The following is a 17,933-nucleotide window of genomic DNA, read 5'->3' as shown; positions in this document are numbered from 1 at the left end:
TCGCATTTTTTTATCTAATAGTTTTGCCGTCTTTATCTTTAAAATGGTATTCGAGATATGTATAAGCATCTCTTGGCTGAATTTTTATCCATTTTTTATATTCCATAAACCATTTGGAACGATGTGAGGGGAATCCTTTAGTCAAATATGCAGCAATAAAAGGATGTGTATTCAGCACGATTCCTTTATCCCTTGCAGGTCCTTTCATTATTCTTTCAAGATCTACATTCATTTTTTCAACTAAAACAATTGGAGCCTCTACTTCCTGGCCAAGGCCACTGGGATCTACCTCAGTTGTCTTAATATTTACTTCGGGACGTACCCGTTGCCTGGTAATTTGTATAAGACCAAACTTGCTGGGAGGCAATATTTTATGTTTGGCTCTGTCTTCTTTCATCTCATCCCTTAGGTGATCAAAAAGTTTTCTTCTGTGATCGGCTTTTACCATGTCTATGAAATCAACAACAATGATACCACCCATATCTCGCAAACGTAATTGTCTTGCAATTTCTGAGGCAGCCAGGAGGTTCACTTCCAAAGCAGTATCTTCTTGATTCTTTGCTTTGTTGGAGCGGTTACCACTATTCACGTCAATTACATGAAGAGCTTCGGTATGTTCTATCACCAAATAGGCGCCTTTACTCATGGACGCTGTGCGTCCAAAGGAGGTTTTGATCTGCCTTTCAATACCAAATTTTTCAAAAATTGGCACAGAAGAATTATACAACTTAACTATGGATTCTTTATTCGGTGCAATCTCTTGCACGTAATCTTTAATCTGGTCATAAAGCGTCTCATCATCAACGTGTATACCGCTGAAGGAATCGTTAAAAACATCTCTCAATATTGAGGAAGCTCTATTCAGCTCAACCAAAACTTTGGAAGGTGCCGGCGCTTTATACAATTTCTTACACATTGCTGTCCACTTGTTCAGCAAGTTCTGAAGATCTTTGTCTAATTCTGCTACTTTTTTGCCTTCTGCAACTGTTCTTATAATTACCCCAAACCCTTTGGGTTTAATGCTTTTTACCAGCCTTTTCAGCCTGTCTTTCTCCTCATTGCTTCCTATTTTTTGTGATACGGAAACACGATCTGAAAAAGGAACCATAACCAAATATCGTCCGGCTATGGAAAGTTCCGAACTAATTCGGGGGCCCTTGGTAGAAATGGGTTCTTTAACAATTTGCACTAAAAGAGACTGATTGGCTTTAATTGCATTATTAATGCTGCCATGTTTATCAATATCTTTTTCAAATGGAAAATTTTTAAGGGAAAAATCTTTTAGTTTCCCGGTACTCACTAATTTAATAAACTTCAACATGCTGGACAATTGTGGTCCAAGGTCATGATAATGTAAAAATGCATCTTTTTCGTAACCTACGTTAACAAAAGCCGCATTGAGACCGGTAACCGGTTTCCTGACTTTGGCTATTAATATATCACCAACATTGAATTTATTATCGTCTTCATCTTTATGAAGTTCTATGAGTTTTCCATCATTTAATAAGGCAAAATCAACGGTATCAGAATTGGATCTTACGATTAATTCTCTATTCACCTGATTCAATTTTTATTCGTTACCTATACAATAGGGCGAATGGATTAAACAATATTTGTAACAGGTTGTATAAACCCGTTGAAATTCTTTTGTGGAATTTCTATGTCAATGAACGTATAAAATGAAAAAGTAGTTAGATAACTACTTTTTCTTGTGGCGGTTAGCTCTCCTACGTTTTTTTCGTTTGTGGGTAGCTACCTTATGTCTTTTTCTTTTTTTACCACTCGGCATGAAAATATACTTTTTGTTGCTGTTATTATTTTACTTGTACGTTACTTTTTACTCCTTCTACAAAGACCTTTGCAGGTTTGAATGCAGGTATATTGTGAGCCGGTATTTTGATAGTAGTATTTTTAGAAATATTTCTACCTGTTTTTTCTGCTCTTGTTTTGATAATAAAACTGCCAAACCCTCTGAGATAAACATTATCTCCATTTTCTAAGGAAGATTTTACTTCTTCCATAAAACTTTCAACAGTTGCTTGTACGTCTCCTTTTTCTATGCCCAGTTTTTCTGAGATTCTCGATACAATGTCCGCTTTCGTCATTTTAGTATTTTAGATTTCTGTAAGTTTTTCAAGCTTGCAAATATATAAATTAAATTCATTCTTTCATCTTAATCGACTAATTTTAAGTATATAAACTCTTACTTTTGCTCATTAGTATTTAAGTGATGACGTTTTCAAAAAAAATTCTTCTTTGGTATTCTGAAAACAAAAGGTCACTTCCCTGGAGAAATACCACCGACCCATACAGGATATGGCTTTCAGAAATAATGTTGCAGCAAACAAGAGTGGCTCAAGGAACGCCGTATTATATTAAGTTCATTGAACAATTCCCAACCGTTTATGAATTGGCGGATGCCAGTGAAGAAGAAGTTCTAAAACTTTGGCAGGGACTTGGATACTATTCCCGCGCCAGAAACCTGCACTATACTGCCAAAAAAATTGTTAAAGAATACAATGGGAACTTTCCGGATTCCTATGAAGAATTATTGAAATTAAAAGGAGTGGGAGATTATACAGCAAGTGCCATAGCGTCTATAAGTTATAACCAACCCGAACCAGTTGTAGATGGAAATGTTTATAGGGTTTTAGCAAGGTATTTTGGTGTTGATATTCCAATAAATGCAAATAAAGGAATAGCATATTTTAAAAATCTGGCCCGGAAAGTTTTGAGTACAAAGAACATAAGAGATTATAATCAGGGAATTATGGAGTTTGGTGCTATTCAGTGTACTCCTAAAAAGCCTCTTTGTTTATCCTGCCCATTAAATAAAACTTGTGTGGCACTTCAAACAAATAGTATTGATAAATACCCGGTAAAACTAAAAAAGGCGAAAGTAAAAAAGCGTTTTTTTAATTATCTGGTTGTTCTGGATGAAAATAAAAATACACATCTTATAAAAAGATCGGGTAAAGATATTTGGCAGAATTTATATGAGTTTCCACTAATAGAAACCCAGGAGGAAATAAGTGTTAAAGAGGTGATACAAAGATTACCGGAAATTCTGACACTGGAGGAACCCCACCAGATATATGAGTCTTCAGATAAAACTATTGTACATAAATTGTCTCATCAACACTTATATACTAAGTTTTGGATAGTCAAAACATCAGACCGGTTGGCAGATGGATTGTCACCTATGGAGTTGGATAAATATCCTGTGCCTGTTTTAATTGCAGAATTTATAAATACACTCAAAAAGTCGTACTTTTGATATAATTAAAATATTATGAGCGGAACATTGAATAAGGTGATGCTAATTGGGCATCTGGGTGACGAAGTAAAAATGCATTATTTTGATGGTGGCAACTGTATAGGTAGATTTCCTATCGCTACCAATGAATCTTATACTAATAAGCAAACCGGCGAAAAGGTTACTAATACAGAGTGGCATAATATTGTCGTTCGTAATAAAGCTGCAGAAATATGCGAAAAGTACCTTAGCAAAGGAGATAAAATATATGTGGAGGGCAGATTAAAAACCAGACAATGGCAGGGAGAAGACGGTAATACCAGATACACTACAGAGGTTAATGTTCAGGATTTTACCTTTCTATCTACTAAGAAGGAAAGCATGGCCAATGTTACAGGCAATATTCCACAGAAACAGCCCATGTCAGGAACAACTCAACCCGATTCCACAAGGGACGTGCAACCTGTAAATGAGCAGGAACAGGATGATGATTTACCATTCTAAACAACTAAAAGTAAATTTTGACTATTGGATCCTGACCCCCTAAGTTTATTTATAAATCTTGCGGTAATTGACAGCACTTTTGTATTAAAAATTGTAATGCTATTGGTGCTATTACTTTGCTCTGCCCTTATTTCAGGGGCTGAAGTTGCTTTTTTTGGTCTCTCACCATCCGATTTGAACGAAATAGAAGAAAAGAAAACTGCAAGAGGGAAGATAGTAGTAAAATTATTAGGACGTCCCAAAAAGCTTCTGGCAACAATTCTTATTGCTAATAATGCCATTAATATTGGGATTGTTCTTTTGTTTAATTCCATAGGAGACACCCTTTTCTCGAAAATTAATTATCTGTTATTTGGTTTAATATCTGTGCGTTTTTTGCTGGAAGTATTGGTAGCTACTTTTTTAATATTGATGTTTGGCGAAATACTTCCTAAGATTTATGCAAATAGAAATAAATTTCAGTTTTCACTGTTTATGGCTTACCCCTTGAAAATTCTTGATATCCTCTTAACACCGCTTAGCTCGCCAATGCGTTCTGCAACTATTTTTCTGTATAACAAATTAGGGAAGCAGAGATCCAGCCTAAGTGTAGATCACCTTTCACAAGCTCTTGAACTCACTTCTGAAGGAGACACCACTAAGGAAGAGCAAAAGATTTTGAAGGGAATAGTTTCTTTTGGCAATACAGATACAAAACAAGTGATGAGGCCACGTTTAGATATCTTCGCTCTAAGTGAAGAAATGAAATTCACAGATGTTTTGGAAGAAATAAAGAATCATGGATATTCCCGTATCCCGGTATTTTCAGAAAATATGGATAATGTATTGGGGGTCCTGTATGTTAAGGATTTGCTCCCGTATATAGAAAGAAAAAATTTTAACTGGTTAACGCTTATCAGAGAACCATATTTTGTACCTGAAAATAAAAAACTTGATGATCTTCTCTTAGAATTTCAGGATAAAAAGAACCATTTGGCAGTTGTTGTAGACGAATATGGAGGGACCTCAGGTATTGTAACTCTGGAAGATGTAATTGAGGAAATTGTTGGAGATATCTCGGATGAATTTGATGATGAAGATTTGATTTTTTCTAAACTGGATGACTTTACTTATATTTTTGAAGGTAAAACAACCTTGAAAGACTTTTACAGGGTTACAAAAATTAAAAATGAGGAGGACTTTGAAGTACAAAAGGGTGAATCTGAAACAATAGCAGGATTTGTGCTGGAAATAGCCGGAAGTTTTCCTAAACGAGGGGAAATAGTAACTTATATGGACTACCAGTTTTTGGTGGAGAGCCTTGATAAGAAACGATTAAAGCAAATTAAAGTTACCTTACCTCATGAATATTAAGTCATATTTAATTATTCTAATAGTCATCACATTTTTGGTTTCATGTGGTGATGACGTCCTTCCAAAACCAAAGGCAATGCTTCGTTTAGAATATCCTGAGTCACCCCTAGAAAACCTGGTTACAGAGAAATTCCAATTTGAGCATAACTCCCAGGCGATAATAAAAAAAAATAAAAACTTTTCAGTTACTCTGGATTACCCTTTGATGAAAGGGTCCATTTTTATAACCTATAAAGAAGTGGACAATAATTTGGAAGAATTGTTGGCAGATGCTCAAAAACTGTCTTACGAACATGTTGTTAAGGCTGATAACATTACGGAACAGCCTTTCGTTAATGAAAAAGACGGAGTGTATGGTATGTTCTACGAAGTATTGGGGGATGCCGCATCACAAGCACAATTTTATGTAACAGACAGTACGCAACATTTTGTAACAGGATCACTTTACTTTAGAGCGAAACCCAATTATGATTCTATTTATCCCGCTGCAATTTATTTACAAAAGGATATAAGGAAAATAATGGAATCACTTCGCTGGAGAGAATAAATTAGACCTTAGGGCCTGCTAATCAAAAGATTTGTAATCTATGTACAGAAAACAACTTCTCGATTGCCACAAAAGGATTAAGCCATATATACATCGTACACCGGTACTAACATCCCGTTTATTGAACGATATTACCGGAGCAGAATTATTCTTTAAATGCGAGAATTTTCAACGAATGGGTGCCTATAAAATGAGAGGAGCCACCAATGCAATATTGTTGTTATCAGAAGAAGAAAGAGCCAAAGGTGTTGTTACTCATTCATCAGGAAATTTTGCACAGGCACTTTCACTTGCAGCCCAAAGCCTTAATGTGCAGGCACATATAGTAATGCCATCAAATGCACCAAAAGTCAAAAAAGTTGCAGTGAGTCAATACGGTGGTATTGTTGTAGAATGTGAGCCAACAATTGAGTCTCGTTCGTTTGCGGCCAACAAGATTGCCAGGGAAACAGGGGCGACTTTTATTCACCCTTCAAATGATATGAATGTAATAATTGGACAAGGTACGGCTGCCATGGAATTGTTGGAAGATTATCCCGAATTGGATTACATATTTACTCCTATAGGCGGGGGCGGGTTAATAGCAGGTACGGCACTGTCTGCACATTATTTTGGCAATAATTGCAAAGTTGTTGGTGGGGAACCATACGAGGCAGATGATGCTTACCGATCATTTCATAGTGGTAAGATTGAATCAAATAGTACCACAAATACCATTGCTGATGGTTTAAAAACAGTTTTGGGAGACAAAACTTTTCCAATAATTAAAAAACATGTGCACGACATTATACGTGTCACTGAAGACGAAATAGTCATTGCGATGCGCCTAATCTGGGAACGTTTAAAGATCATAGTTGAACCTTCCAGTGCGGTTGCTTTTGCGGCTTTGATTCGCGAAAAGGATAACTATCATGGTCGACAAATAGGAATCATTATATCAGGAGGGAATGTAGATTTGAATCAATTGCCTTTTTAAAGACTATTCCAGTAATTTTTCAGCATTTTCAATACTGTTATTGATCTGTAACTTTAAAGCTTTGACCTTCTTTTCTTCCTCATTTAACCACTCTTGTTTTTGTTCGGTAAGTTCAGCGTCATTGAGGATTTCATCTGAAGTAAAGCGATCTCCAAAACCTTTCATCCAATCCATCATAGAATTATGAGCTGCCTGTAAATCTTTCATGGCCTTGTCATATGCAATTCCCTTTTCTGTGGAGTCTATTTTTGGTTTGAGTTCTGAAACAAGCTTACCAATTGTCCCCATTTTAGGCATCACCTCGTCATGGATAGCCATAACTTCTTTCATTTGTGAAAGAGTTTCAGATTTCTTTTTTTCTTCTTTACAAGATAAAAAGAAGACTAAAGTCATGGCGGTAAAAAACACATATTTTATTTTCATGATAACTTGTTTTTAAGTTGGTAAAATTAAGAAAAACCGCGGCTTTATTCCATCAAAAAGTAGGACTTTTGAACAAATTTAAATTGTAATGAGTGACCTTAACAGAAAATGGCTATACCTCATAGTTCTTTCCATTATCTGGGGTACTTCTTATATACTAATTAAAAAGGGTTTGGAAGGCTTTACACCGATTCAATTAGGTGTACTGCGAATAATAATTGCTGCACTCTTATTATTTATAATTGGATTAAAATCCCTTAGAGGGATAACCAGACAACAGTGGAAATGGATAGCCATATCCGGGATTGTTGGTAGTTTTATCCCCGTTTTTCTATTTGCTTTTGCTCAGACTCAAATAGATAGTAGCATTGCTTCAATTTTAAATTCCTTGGTACCTCTTTTTACTATTGCTGTTGGTTATTTAGCTTTTAGGATCGCTTTTAACAGCAATCAGCTCCTTGGTGTTATAATTGGATTGGCAGGTGCAATCTTGCTTATTACTTTGGGTGCAGAAATTAACCCGGAACAGAATTATTGGTACGCCGGCTTGGTTGTTTTTGCAACAATTTGTTATGCTTTCAATGCAAATATTATAAAAAGTAAGTTATATGATGTATCTCCTTTAGGCATAGCGGTTGGTAATTTCGCAATTATGTTAGTACCTGCATTAATTATATTGCCTTTCTCTGGAGTATTTGAGGCAAAAGTAACTGGAGGTGAAAATTTCCTGAGTTCACTGGGATATATAGTGGTCCTATGTGTGCTTGGAACCGGTATTGCCAAGGTAATGTTTAATAAACTAATTCATATATCATCCCCTGTTTTTTCGGTCTCTGTTACTTATTTAATACCGGTTGTAGGGATTTTCTGGGGAGTTCTTGATGGAGAAAAATTTACATTGGGACAATTTTTCACTGGGGGCATTATTCTAGTAGGGGTATACCTGGTAAACAAGAAAAAAAAAGCACCTCAAATTTGAGGTGCCCTTGAATTCAGTGTTGTAATTTTAGTTAAAATCTTCCTCAGTTACTTGCACATTGATTACCGCTTCAAGTAATTTAGTCTCAATCATTTGTGGACCCATCGAACCCACTTTAACTGAAGGAAATTTAATTCCATCTACTTCCTGATAGTCTTTATAATTAACCTCCTGGTTTTGGGTTTGGCCATTCATATTGATTATTGTGGCCTCCTTTACTTTTAACCCCGATTCCACATCATAGAAATAAGTCGTCTGAACGGTTTCTCCGGGAACTTCGATTTTATAAGCGGATTTGCCATCTACATCTTCTGTGCCCGTAAGTTTTGCTTTAGTGCTTAAAGCGATTCCCTGTTCAGGAAAAATCCCCATGGCGGCCTTCATATCTTGCTGCATTTCAGGTGGTAAAGGAACTTTGTTGCCGCCCTGTTTCATAAATAACTCATCCCCTTTTGCAATAACCCCCATCATTGGGGCATCGTTCATAAAGGTAGTTTGTACATATTTGTCGGCAGTCCTTTTTTCCTCGGTTTTAATAGTTGATCCCATGGCAGACCCTTCGTAAACCAGTTTTAGGGATTGTATCCTGTCAACCGCGGCTTTTCCCCCGATTGCTTCAAAATAGGAGTCTAAAACACTCTGTACGTTTACCCCTTCGGGTAGCATTACTTCATAATTTGGTTTTTTAACAGCTTTAGCATATTTATCATAATAGTTAACAGGAAGGGTTCTTCCATTAAAAGAAACTTTTTCCAGATTTTCTAAAACTTCACTTCCTTTACCGGCTACGACAATCCTTGCATTATTTATATGGAAGTATTTCTGAGCAGCTTTTTGGACATCTTCAACAGTAATTGCATTTATGCGTTCTAAATACGTCTTATAAAAATCATTGGGTAAACCTTCTGTTTCAATATTTAGAGCATATCTGGCTATTGTTGAAGGCTGCTCTAATGCCAAAACAAAATTCCCCACATATAGGGCTTTTGCATCCCTCAGTTCATTTTCTGTAACAGGTTCTTTTATTATCCTGTCAATTTCTTTGATTATTTCTACTACAGAACTATCCGTTACAGAGTTGCGAACACTGGTCGCTGCCCTGAATCTTGATGGAGCGTATTTATCATTACCAATACTTGAGTAAGCGCCATAAGTATAACCTTTATCTGATCTGAGATTTTGAAAAATACGAGCCTGAGGTCCACCACCCAATATGCGATTGGCCATTAGTGCTGCCAGATAATCCTCACTATCCATTTTTAGATTTACAAGGTTTTGTATGGCTATCTCCGATTGCACAGCATTGGGAACATCCACAAAGTCTATCTGCGTATATTGCGCGTCTAAAGGTTCCGAGTATCCCAATGATGGTGGCGATGCTTTAACCCAATTGTCAAAATTTTTAGTTACTAATTCTTTTACCCCATCAAATTTCACATCCCCGATAACCACCAGATATGCATTGGCAGGCACAAATAATTCCTCATAAAACCTTTCCACGTCGGCCAGAGTAACATTATTTACGGTCTCTTCAGTAACAAACTCACCATAAGGATGATTTTTGCCATAAGCTAATGCAAGTTGTACCCTGCTCGCAATTGCCGGAACATCTTTTTCTTCTGTCTTTAAACCTGTGATGAGTCTATCTCTTTCCTTATCAAATTCTTCCTGGGTAAAATTGGGGTTAATAGCAGCATCTGCCAAAAGTTCCAGGATTCTGGCAAAATATTTGGACAACCCACTTGCATAGGCACTTTGGGAACCAAAATTTAACGTTGCTCCAAGAAAATCAACCTCTTCATTAAAATCATTCTTGGAAATTGATTTGGATCCATTCCCTAATAAACTTGAAGTGAGACTTGAAACCCCTGCCTTTTCTCCTTCGGCAATTGGGGAATTGTCTATAGTAAGCTGAATGGAAACTCTTGGCAATTTATGATTCTCTACTACCAAAACTTTAAGTCCGTTCGTGAGTTCGAAACGTTGTGGGTCTTCCAGTTTAATTTCGGGTGCCGGTCCTGGTTTGGGAATTACAGTCCTGTCTACTTGAGCTTTTATGGTCATGGCCATAAAAAGCAAAACAAATATTGTATATTTTTTTTTCATTTTCTTAATTGTCAATTTTTTCTTCTGGTAGGTAATCGATGATTACCCTTTGATTGGTCTTTAGGTATTTTTCAGCGACTTCCTGAATTTCTTCCCGTGTAATTGAACGGTAAATGTCAATTTCTTTGTTTATTAATGCAGTATCTCCATACAACATATAATTTCGCGCCAAAGAATTTGCGATACCTTGTACACTCGAATTAGAGTTCACAAAATTATTTTCGAATTTATTTTGCAGTTTTTGAAAGTCATTTTCAGAAATTATTTCTTCACGTACCTTAGCAATTTCTTCTTCCATTTCGGTGACCAATACTTTGAGCCTAGTTTCCCCAACAGGAAGGGCATAAACTAAGTACATCCCGTAATCCTCCTGAGGAATTTTAAGAGCACCTACCTGTAAAGCTTGTTTCTGATCGTCAACCATTTTTTTGTACAATTTGGAACTTTTACCATCACTGAGGTAGGTTGAGATCATGTCCAGAACATAAGCATCCCTTTGAGTAAATCCCGGAGTGCGATAAGCAATAAGTGATGCAGGTATTTGGATATTAGGGTCATAAGCCTGGGTTTGCACTTCTTCAACAATGGGTTCTTCTTTGGGATAATTCCTCACTATTGTTTCACCTTTCGGGATATCCGAAAAATAATCTCTAATCAGCTTCTTTGTTTGAGTTATATCAATATCTCCAGCTATCACTAGCACGGCATTATTAGGGGCATAGTACTTTTTATGATATGCTTTCACATCTTCAATTGTGGCCGCATCCAGATCTTCCATATACCCAATATTTGGATCCTTATAAGGATGTACCTTAAAAAGGCTTTTTCCTAAGACAGGAAGTAATTGTCCATATGGTGAATTGTCAACGCTCAGCCTCTTTTCCTCTTTTACCACTTCTTGTTGAGTATCTAAACCTATTTGATCAATAATAGGATGTAGCATGCGTTCTGATTCCATCCACAATCCTAATTTTAAACTATTTGATGGAAACACTTCATAGTAATAGGTTCTGTCCTGAGAAGTATTGGCATTATTCTGGCCTCCATTGGCACGAACAATCTTAAATCCATCACCCCGTTTCATATTTTTTGTTCCTTCGGTCGTTAGCAGATGTTCAAAGAGATGGGCAAATCCGGTGCGACCTTCAGTTCGGTCTTTACCTCCAACATGGTACATTACTGAAGTGGTTACAACCGGGGCGGTATTATCCTGATGAAGAATAACATGAAGCCCGTTTTCCAGGTCATACTCTTCATAGATCACTTCTTGCCCGCTCACTGCCACAAAAGCCAGGAGTGATAACAGAGCTGTGTATAACTTTCTTTTCATAAATTTCACTTAAACAGATTGATTTATACTTTTTTTATAAGTTTTTAAGAGCCACTAATATAATTTTTTTGGATTTATGAGAAAGAAAACTCTTCTTCTTTAACAAGAATTTATATGATAATTGCGCAATATTCATTATTTTCAAGGACACAAGCAAAAATCAAAAAGATGAAACAAATCGCCCTTCCAATACGCTTTGGTATTGCAACCAGTGGAAGTCTTATCGCATATTTTTTGGTTTTGTCGCTTTTTGGATTGCATACCAATGTGTTTTTTAGTCTTTTTAATGGAGTAATTACGGGTTTCGGAATATATGAGGCCATAAAATATTTTAGGCTTCAGGAAAAACACAACTTCAACTATGGAGTTGGATTTAAGGCAGGAATGGTAACCGGCGTTGTGGCAACGCTGATTTTTACCTTCTTTTTTGCTTTTTACGCTACCGAGATTAATACAGACTTTTTAAAAGAACTTTCAACCAGTTGGTTTAATAATTTCAAAAATTTTGAGGGAATCGTATTCTTTACAGTGGCAATTATGGGATTTGCCACTACCGTGGTGTTGACACTTACATTTATGCAGTTGTTTAAAACTCCGAAGAACCTCAAGAAAAAATCTGATTAGAATAAAAAAAACTCTTGTGATTTCCCAATTTAGCAGTATATTTGCACCCGCCTTTAGAGCGCCTTTGGTGTTTATTATGCTAAAAAGCTCATTTAAAGGAAAATAAAAATATTTAATTTTACGCTATGTATGCAATTGTAGAAATAGCAGGGCAGCAATTTAAAGTTGCGAAAGACCAAAAGGTATATGTTCACCGTTTGCAGGAAGACGAAGGAAATAAAGTTTCTTTTCATAACGTCCTTTTACTGGAAGATGGTAATAACATTACAATTGGCGCCCCAGCTATAGACGGAGCCGCTGTAGAGGCTAAAGTCGTTAAACACTTAAAGGGAGACAAGGTAATTGTCTTTAAAAAGAAAAGACGTAAAGGGTTTCGAAAGAAGAATGGTCATCGCCAGTATCTAACCGAATTGGTTATCGAAAGTATTGTAGCCAAAGGTGCTAAGAAAACTGTGGCTAAGGCCGAACCTAAAAAAGAAGCTCCTGCAAAAGCTGTACCAGTAAAGGAAGCGGCTCCAAAAACTGAAGCTCCTAAGGCTAAAGTTGAAAAAGCAAAGGAAGCTCCTAAAGAAGCTCTTGATTTAAGCAAAAAAACAGTAGCTGAATTAAAGGAAATGGCCAAAGCCAAAGGAATCTCCGGGATTTCTTCTATGAAAAAGGCCGATCTTATTGAGGCATTAAATAAATAAGTTAATAACTAATACCAGCCCAGGCTTGGTATAAAAAATAATATCATGGCACATAAAAAAGGTGTAGGTAGTTCTAAAAACGGTAGAGAATCAGAATCGAAACGCTTAGGGGTTAAGATTTTTGGAGGACAGGCTGCTATTGCAGGAAATATTATTGTAAGACAACGTGGTACCAGGCACAATCCTGGTAATAATGTTTACGCCGGTAAAGACCATACCTTGCATGCAAAAGTAGACGGACTTGTAAAGTTTCAAAAGAAAGCAGGCGGAAAATCTTATGTTTCTATAGAGCCTTTTGAGGCTTAATACTCAATTGAATAACTCAAAATAAAAACCCATTATGTTTTCATAATGGGTTTTTTGTGTATATAAATAAGATTTTGATCTCTAATACCTATAATAATCCGGCTTATAAGGGCCTTTAACTTCAACCCCAATATAAGTAGCCTGATCTTTCCGCAATTCAGTAAGTTCAGCACCTAAACGTCCTAAATGCAGTTTGGCAACTTTTTCATCCAAATGCTTAGGAAGCATATATACCTTATTTTCATATTTATCGCTATGTTTCCATAGTTCTATTTGTGCAAGTGTTTGGTTTGTAAATGAATTACTCATTACAAAGCTTGGATGGCCGGTGGCACATCCTAAATTAACCAAACGTCCTTCGGCAAGTACTATAATGTCCTTTCCATCAATAGTATATTTATCTACTTGTGGTTTAATCTCATCCTTGGTATTGCCATAATTATCATTTAACCAGGCCATATCTATTTCGTTGTCAAAATGTCCTATGTTACACACTATAGCTTTATCACGCATAGCTCTGAAATGCTCTGCTTTAAGGATATCCTTATTTCCTGTAGCCGTTATTACAATGTCGGCATTATTAACTACTGTTTCTAGTTTTTTTACCTCATAGCCATCCATACAGGCCTGCAGAGCGCAAATAGGATCTATTTCTGTAACAGTTACTATTGCTCCTGCCCCTCTGAAGGAAGCTGCAGTACCTTTTCCAACATCACCATAACCTGCAACAACAACTCGTTTTCCGGCTAGCATGGTATCCGTGGCCCGGCGAATGGCATCGACTGCACTTTCCTTGCAGCCATATTTGTTATCAAATTTGGATTTGGTGACCGAATCATTCACATTTATTGCCGGCATAGGTAATTCTCCATTTTTGAAACGCTCATATAGGCGGTGGACTCCAGTGGTTGTTTCTTCTGAAAGACCCTTAATTCCAGAGGTTAGTTCCGGAAATTGATCCAATACCATATTGGTAAGATCGCCCCCATCATCCAGAATCATATTAAGCGGCTTTCGCTCTTCACCAAAAAACAGTGTTTGTTCTATACACCAGTCAAATTCCTCTTCATTCATACCCTTCCAGGCATAAACAGGTATACCGGTAGCGGCTATGGCGGCAGCGGCATGATCCTGAGTGGAGAAAATATTGCATGAACTCCAAGTAACTTCAGCACCAAGAGCAGTCAGGGTTTCTATAAGTACCGCTGTTTGTATGGTCATATGAAGACAACCCGCAATACGGGCACCCTTAAGCGGTTGTTCTTTTTTGTACTCTTCACGTAAGGCCATTAACCCGGGCATCTCTGCTTCAGCCAATTCTATTTCTTTTCTTCCCCACTCTGCCAAGGTAATGTCCTTGACTTTAAATGGAACGTATGGTATTGTATTGGTTCGCATATCTTTTTTATTTTTTACATTCGTCCTACAAAAGTCCTTTTATAATTTCAAAAGTCAAAGGTAATGATAAATTAAAATATTGTATGCCTCTATACAAAACTATAATAGTAAACCCTTATACTAAGCTATACATTTGGAAGATTACGGAATCTGAAAAGGAACTATCCTTAAATATTGAACTTACCAATAAATGCCAGCTTAGAATGAATGGTATGAAGTCTGAACTCCATAGGAGAGGATTTTTAAGTATCCGTCACTTAATGAGGCTAGCGGGTTATGTAGATAGTGATCTTTTTTATGACGAGGCCGGAAAGCCACATCTGAAAGATGGAAATCATATCTCCATTACGCATTCGTATCATTTTACAGGGATAATTGTAAGTCAGAAAGATGAGGTTGGGATTGATATCGAGAAACAAAGGGATAAAATAACCATTATTGGGCATAAGTTTACACCTATGGAAGCATATGCCGATATTAAAAAAGCAAAGGAACTTGTTAAGAAACTGACTATCATTTGGGGCGCCAAAGAGTCTCTTTATAAGATATATGCCACTCACGGCTTAAGTTTTATGGATCATATTTATATCCATGATTTTAAAAACACCGATAATACTACCAGGGGTATTATCAGTTATGATGGGCGTACATCTGACTATAATATTACTTTTCTGGAATTTGAAGAATTTACCTGTGTATATGCGATTAAAAAATAAGCGTAATATAAAGAATGGCCGGATTTTAATTTACAAATTATGAATATATCCGTTGAACTGACCTTAAGCCCGTTACAGGATAATTATGAAGAGCTGATTATAGGTTTTATCAAAAAAATACGGGCCTCCGGTTTTACTGTCCTGGAAAATCCTTTAAGTACACAGATTTATGGAGATTATGATGATATAATGAAACTACTTAATGGAGAAATTAAACTTGCTTTGGAATTAATGGAAAATGGTTTAATGTATATTAAAATTGTCAAAACAGACCGAAGCAATTATGAACCAGATTTTTGATTGGGTCTTTGCTCAATACCAGGATATCCCTACGTTTCTAATCATCCTTGAAATGATTGGCGTTGTTTTCGGGTTTTTAAGTGTATGGTATGCAAAAAGAGAAAATATCCTTGTATTTCCTACCGGAATAATCAACACAGGGATCTTTGTATATATTCTTTGGGTATACGGGTTATTGGGTGACATGCTTATAAACGCATATTATTTTTCCATGAGTATTATAGGATGGTACATTTGGACACGAAAAGTGGATGCCAACCATTTTATCCCAATTACAAAAATGAACAGCCAAGAGAAAAAATGGTCCATATTCCTGTTTATTAGTGCGATTGCTTTTGTTTCTCTGGTATATACCTTATTTGATAAATTTAATAGTTGGACAGCTTATGTTGACACACTTACAACGGCTATTTTCTTTGTGGGAATGTGGCTTATGGCCAAAAAAAAATTGGAAAATTGGACCTATTGGATTATTGGTAATGTAATTACAGTTCCTTTATATTTGTATAAAGGACTTATTTTTACATCACTTCAATATTTTTTATTCACCATAATCGCCATTTACGGTTATATGGCATGGAAGAAAAACTTAAACAAAAGCCCGCTGACATTATTAAAGTAGTTCTGTTTGGTCCTGAATCAACAGGTAAAACTACCCTAGCTCAGGAACTTGCTAATCACTATCAAACAGAATGGGTACCAGAATACGCACGCGAATATTTACAGGAAAAGTGGAATAAAGAACAAAGAACCTGTGAACCACATGATTTACTACCTATTGCAGAAGGCCAAATTCGCTTGGAAAATTATTTGACGGAAAAAGCAAATAACCTGCTTATTTGCGATACAGATCTTTTAGAGACCAAAGTATATTCTGAAGCATATTACCTTGGTTATTGCGATCCTATTTTGGAAAAATACGCTTTGCAGAATAGATACGATCTTTATTTACTAACTTCAATAGATATTCCCTGGGAAAAAGACGATCTTCGGGATAAACCTAATGAACGAGAACGCATGTTTCTCTATTTTAAGGAAACATTGGAAAAGTATGATAGGAATTTTATTATTTTAAATGGGGACAATGGAAAAAGGCTTGCGCTGGCCATTAAATCCATCGATAAATTACTCGGCAAATGATTGAATTTTCACCAATGGATTTACAACAACTACTGGAAAAAGGAATCTCAAAAGAAAAGGTTCTGGATCAGATAGAGACCTTTAAAGAGGGGATACCATTTGTAAGGTTGGAAAAGGCAGCAATAGTTTCCGATGGAATTATGAAATTAAGTAAAGCCCGGGAGAAAGAGCTAGTGAGTAAGTTCGAAGAACTAAAAAGGTTTTTAAGTTTACTCAAATTTGTTCCGGCATCGGGAGCCGCATCCAGAATGTTCAAATCCCTCTTTGACTTTTTGGAGCAATATGATCCTCGTGTTGAAGATGTGGATACCTATGTAGACAGATTAGATGATACAGATTTAAAAACCTTTTTCAAACAAATTAAAAAATTTCCTTTTTATGAGATTGTTCAAAAAAGAATAAAAAATAAAGCCGGTTCAGAAAATGACATCAAATATCGTTTTGTAAGTGAAATGCTACTAAAAGAAAACCTTAATTATGGTTTTTACCCAAAAGGACTTTTACCCTTTCACAATTATGGGAAATGTACTGTTACTGCCTTTGAAGAGCATTTAAAAGAAGCTTCAAGGTATGTTGTTGTAAACAATAAGGCAAAACTACATTTTACGATTTCAGAACAACACCAATCTTTATTTTCTAAGGAATTTGAAGCCGCTGGCCCCAGGGTATCGAAAGCTACAAAAACGGAATTAGAAGTTACCTATTCAAATCAAAAACCTTCTACAGATACTTTGGCTGTAACTCCTGATAATGAACCGTTTATGATGGATGACGGGTCATTATTATTTAGACCTGGTGGCCATGGAGCGCTTATTGAGAACTTAAATGAACAAAATGCCGATATTATCTTTATTAAAAATATTGATAATGTAGTAGTACCTAAAGAAGAAGCTGAGCTCACAACTAGTAAGAAAGTACTTGCCGGTTTGCTACTGGAAATACAACAAAAGGCATTTGCCTATGCAGATCAGTTGGATAGAAATGACATTAATGGCGAACAATTACACGAAATAAAAACATTTTTAGAGAATGATCTCAATGTTAGGTTTTTGCAGAGTTTTTCAAGTTTTAGTATCGCAGAGCAATTGGAAATATTAAAAGACAAGATTAACAGACCCATTCGCATTTGTGGGATGGTTAAGAATGAAGGCGAACCAGGTGGCGGCCCATTTTGGATAAGAGACGCACATGATCATATTTCACTGCAAATCGTAGAATCTGCCCAGGTGGATACTACCGATGAAAGCCAAATGGCTATTTTAAAGAATTCAACACATTTTAACCCG

20 protein-coding genes are annotated in these 17,933 nt (G+C 36.3%); 14 read left to right on the top strand and 6 right to left on the bottom strand.

Going from position 1 to position 17,933, the window contains the following annotated elements:
• Nucleotides 1-10: 10 nt before the first annotated feature.
• Together WBM60_RS08045 and WBM60_RS08040 are read right to left on the bottom strand one after the other, a co-directional pair.
• The gene (locus WBM60_RS08045) at nt 11-1,558 is read right to left on the bottom strand and encodes an Rne/Rng family ribonuclease (RefSeq protein ID WP_424276201.1); all 1,548 of its coding nucleotides are present in this window, start codon (nt 1,556-1,558) and stop codon (nt 11-13) included.
• A 256-nt stretch (nt 1,559-1,814) separates the two neighbouring features.
• Nucleotides 1,815-2,105, bottom strand: coding sequence for an HU family DNA-binding protein (locus WBM60_RS08040; protein WP_019669139.1), 291 nt, complete (start codon nt 2,103-2,105; stop codon nt 1,815-1,817).
• Between the two features lie 125 nt (nt 2,106-2,230).
• Between WBM60_RS08040 and mutY the strand changes: the two genes are divergently transcribed.
• From mutY to WBM60_RS08015, 5 genes are read left to right on the top strand one after another with little or no spacing between them, the layout of a single operon-like run.
• Nucleotides 2,231-3,277, top strand: coding sequence for an A/G-specific adenine glycosylase (gene mutY, locus WBM60_RS08035; RefSeq protein WP_424259934.1), 1,047 nt, complete (start codon nt 2,231-2,233; stop codon nt 3,275-3,277).
• A 15-nt stretch (nt 3,278-3,292) separates the two neighbouring features.
• On the top strand, nt 3,293-3,760 hold the full coding sequence (locus WBM60_RS08030) for a single-stranded DNA-binding protein (protein WP_424259935.1): 468 nt from the start codon (nt 3,293-3,295) through the stop codon (nt 3,758-3,760).
• 24 nt (nt 3,761-3,784) lie between these two features.
• Nucleotides 3,785-5,113, top strand: a complete 1,329-nt coding sequence (locus WBM60_RS08025) for a gliding motility-associated protein GldE (RefSeq protein WP_424259936.1) — start codon at nt 3,785-3,787, stop codon at nt 5,111-5,113.
• Nucleotides 5,103-5,660: a gliding motility lipoprotein GldD gene (gene gldD / locus WBM60_RS08020; RefSeq protein WP_424259937.1), complete on the top strand. Its 558-nt coding sequence runs from the start codon at nt 5,103-5,105 to the stop codon at nt 5,658-5,660. The genes WBM60_RS08025 and gldD overlap by 11 nt, the downstream gene beginning before the upstream one ends.
• Nucleotides 5,661-5,700: 40 nt before the next feature.
• The gene (locus WBM60_RS08015; protein WP_424259938.1) at nt 5,701-6,636 is read left to right on the top strand and encodes a pyridoxal-phosphate dependent enzyme; all 936 of its coding nucleotides are present in this window, start codon (nt 5,701-5,703) and stop codon (nt 6,634-6,636) included.
• Between the two features lie 3 nt (nt 6,637-6,639).
• Here WBM60_RS08015 and WBM60_RS08010 read toward each other — a convergent pair whose 3' ends face one another.
• Complete coding sequence (locus tag WBM60_RS08010) at nt 6,640-7,059, bottom strand: hypothetical protein (protein ID WP_424259939.1); 420 nt, start codon at nt 7,057-7,059, stop codon at nt 6,640-6,642.
• 88 nt (nt 7,060-7,147) lie between these two features.
• Between WBM60_RS08010 and WBM60_RS08005 the strand changes: the two genes are divergently transcribed.
• Nucleotides 7,148-8,038, top strand: a complete 891-nt coding sequence (locus tag WBM60_RS08005; protein ID WP_424259941.1) for a DMT family transporter — start codon at nt 7,148-7,150, stop codon at nt 8,036-8,038.
• Between the two features lie 27 nt (nt 8,039-8,065).
• On the opposite strand, the gene WBM60_RS08000 is transcribed toward WBM60_RS08005, so the two are convergent.
• Nucleotides 8,066-10,144, bottom strand: coding sequence for a M16 family metallopeptidase (locus WBM60_RS08000; RefSeq protein WP_424278653.1), 2,079 nt, complete (start codon nt 10,142-10,144; stop codon nt 8,066-8,068).
• 4 nt (nt 10,145-10,148) lie between these two features.
• Nucleotides 10,149-11,474 carry a M16 family metallopeptidase gene (locus WBM60_RS07995; RefSeq protein ID WP_424282948.1) on the bottom strand — a complete coding sequence of 442 codons (1,326 nt, stop codon included), beginning with the start codon at nt 11,472-11,474 and terminating at the stop codon, nt 10,149-10,151.
• A gap of 168 nt (nt 11,475-11,642) precedes the next feature.
• Between WBM60_RS07995 and WBM60_RS07990 the strand changes: the two genes are divergently transcribed.
• The 3 genes from WBM60_RS07990 (at nt 11,643) to rpmA (ending at nt 13,093) form a co-directional block, all read left to right on the top strand.
• Complete coding sequence (locus WBM60_RS07990) at nt 11,643-12,098, top strand: DUF4199 domain-containing protein (protein WP_424259948.1); 456 nt, start codon at nt 11,643-11,645, stop codon at nt 12,096-12,098.
• A gap of 125 nt (nt 12,099-12,223) precedes the next feature.
• Nucleotides 12,224-12,787 carry a 50S ribosomal protein L21 gene (gene rplU, locus WBM60_RS07985; RefSeq protein ID WP_424278652.1) on the top strand — a complete coding sequence of 188 codons (564 nt, stop codon included), beginning with the start codon at nt 12,224-12,226 and terminating at the stop codon, nt 12,785-12,787.
• 45 nt (nt 12,788-12,832) lie between these two features.
• Entirely contained in the window at nt 12,833-13,093 is a 261-nt protein-coding gene (rpmA, locus tag WBM60_RS07980) for a 50S ribosomal protein L27 (RefSeq protein ID WP_299158518.1), read from the top strand.
• Nucleotides 13,094-13,174: 81 nt separating this feature from the next.
• Here rpmA and ahcY read toward each other — a convergent pair whose 3' ends face one another.
• Nucleotides 13,175-14,491, bottom strand: a complete 1,317-nt coding sequence (gene ahcY / locus WBM60_RS07975; protein WP_424276198.1) for an adenosylhomocysteinase — start codon at nt 14,489-14,491, stop codon at nt 13,175-13,177.
• Between the two features lie 83 nt (nt 14,492-14,574).
• Here ahcY and WBM60_RS07970 point away from each other — a divergent pair, with 83 nt between their 5' ends.
• From WBM60_RS07970 to WBM60_RS07950, 5 genes are all read left to right on the top strand, one after another.
• Entirely contained in the window at nt 14,575-15,207 is a 633-nt protein-coding gene (locus tag WBM60_RS07970) for a 4'-phosphopantetheinyl transferase family protein (protein WP_424276197.1), read from the top strand.
• A 39-nt stretch (nt 15,208-15,246) separates the two neighbouring features.
• The gene (locus WBM60_RS07965) at nt 15,247-15,507 is read left to right on the top strand and encodes a hypothetical protein (protein WP_424259429.1); all 261 of its coding nucleotides are present in this window, start codon (nt 15,247-15,249) and stop codon (nt 15,505-15,507) included.
• A complete protein-coding gene (gene pnuC, locus WBM60_RS07960; RefSeq protein WP_424259430.1) occupies nt 15,491-16,129 on the top strand; it encodes a nicotinamide riboside transporter PnuC in 639 nt (212 codons plus the stop codon). The genes WBM60_RS07965 and pnuC overlap by 17 nt, the downstream gene beginning before the upstream one ends.
• Nucleotides 16,084-16,647, top strand: coding sequence for an AAA family ATPase (locus tag WBM60_RS07955; RefSeq protein ID WP_424259431.1), 564 nt, complete (start codon nt 16,084-16,086; stop codon nt 16,645-16,647). The genes pnuC and WBM60_RS07955 overlap by 46 nt, the downstream gene beginning before the upstream one ends.
• A partial coding sequence (locus WBM60_RS07950; RefSeq protein ID WP_424282947.1) for a DUF4301 family protein occupies nt 16,644-17,933 on the top strand: 1,290 nt, incomplete at its 3' end. The genes WBM60_RS07955 and WBM60_RS07950, both read left to right, overlap by 4 nt.

It is taken from the genome of Eudoraea sp. (assembly GCF_049669105.1).
In the GTDB taxonomy this organism is placed as follows: Bacteria; Bacteroidota; Bacteroidia; order Flavobacteriales; family Flavobacteriaceae; genus Eudoraea.
The sequence above is the reverse complement of the archived record's forward strand: the minus strand, read 5'-3'. Positions and strand labels throughout refer to the sequence as shown.

Bases quoted from the DNA above. Each gene is read 5' to 3' on its own strand.
- ahcY (WP_424276198.1), bottom strand. From the start codon at position 14,491: ATGCGAACCAATACAATACCATACGTTCCATTTAAAGTCAAGGACATT.
- WBM60_RS07995 (WP_424282948.1), bottom strand. From the start codon at position 11,474: ATGAAAAGAAAGTTATACACAGCTCTGTTATCACTCCTGGCTTTTGTG.
- pnuC (WP_424259430.1), top strand. From the start codon at position 15,491: ATGAACCAGATTTTTGATTGGGTCTTTGCTCAATACCAGGATATCCCT.
- WBM60_RS08040 (WP_019669139.1), bottom strand. From the start codon at position 2,105: ATGACGAAAGCGGACATTGTATCGAGAATCTCAGAAAAACTGGGCATA.
- WBM60_RS07970 (WP_424276197.1), top strand. From the start codon at position 14,575: ATGCCTCTATACAAAACTATAATAGTAAACCCTTATACTAAGCTATAC.
- rplU (WP_424278652.1), top strand. From the start codon at position 12,224: ATGTATGCAATTGTAGAAATAGCAGGGCAGCAATTTAAAGTTGCGAAA.
- rpmA (WP_299158518.1), top strand. From the start codon at position 12,833: ATGGCACATAAAAAAGGTGTAGGTAGTTCTAAAAACGGTAGAGAATCA.
- mutY (WP_424259934.1), top strand. From the start codon at position 2,231: ATGACGTTTTCAAAAAAAATTCTTCTTTGGTATTCTGAAAACAAAAGG.
- WBM60_RS08005 (WP_424259941.1), top strand. From the start codon at position 7,148: ATGAGTGACCTTAACAGAAAATGGCTATACCTCATAGTTCTTTCCATT.
- WBM60_RS08010 (WP_424259939.1), bottom strand. From the start codon at position 7,059: ATGAAAATAAAATATGTGTTTTTTACCGCCATGACTTTAGTCTTCTTT.
- gldD (WP_424259937.1), top strand. From the start codon at position 5,103: ATGAATATTAAGTCATATTTAATTATTCTAATAGTCATCACATTTTTG.
- WBM60_RS08015 (WP_424259938.1), top strand. From the start codon at position 5,701: ATGTACAGAAAACAACTTCTCGATTGCCACAAAAGGATTAAGCCATAT.
- WBM60_RS07990 (WP_424259948.1), top strand. From the start codon at position 11,643: ATGAAACAAATCGCCCTTCCAATACGCTTTGGTATTGCAACCAGTGGA.
- WBM60_RS08000 (WP_424278653.1), bottom strand. From the start codon at position 10,144: ATGAAAAAAAAATATACAATATTTGTTTTGCTTTTTATGGCCATGACC.
- WBM60_RS08030 (WP_424259935.1), top strand. From the start codon at position 3,293: ATGAGCGGAACATTGAATAAGGTGATGCTAATTGGGCATCTGGGTGAC.
- WBM60_RS07965 (WP_424259429.1), top strand. From the start codon at position 15,247: ATGAATATATCCGTTGAACTGACCTTAAGCCCGTTACAGGATAATTAT.
- WBM60_RS07955 (WP_424259431.1), top strand. From the start codon at position 16,084: ATGGAAGAAAAACTTAAACAAAAGCCCGCTGACATTATTAAAGTAGTT.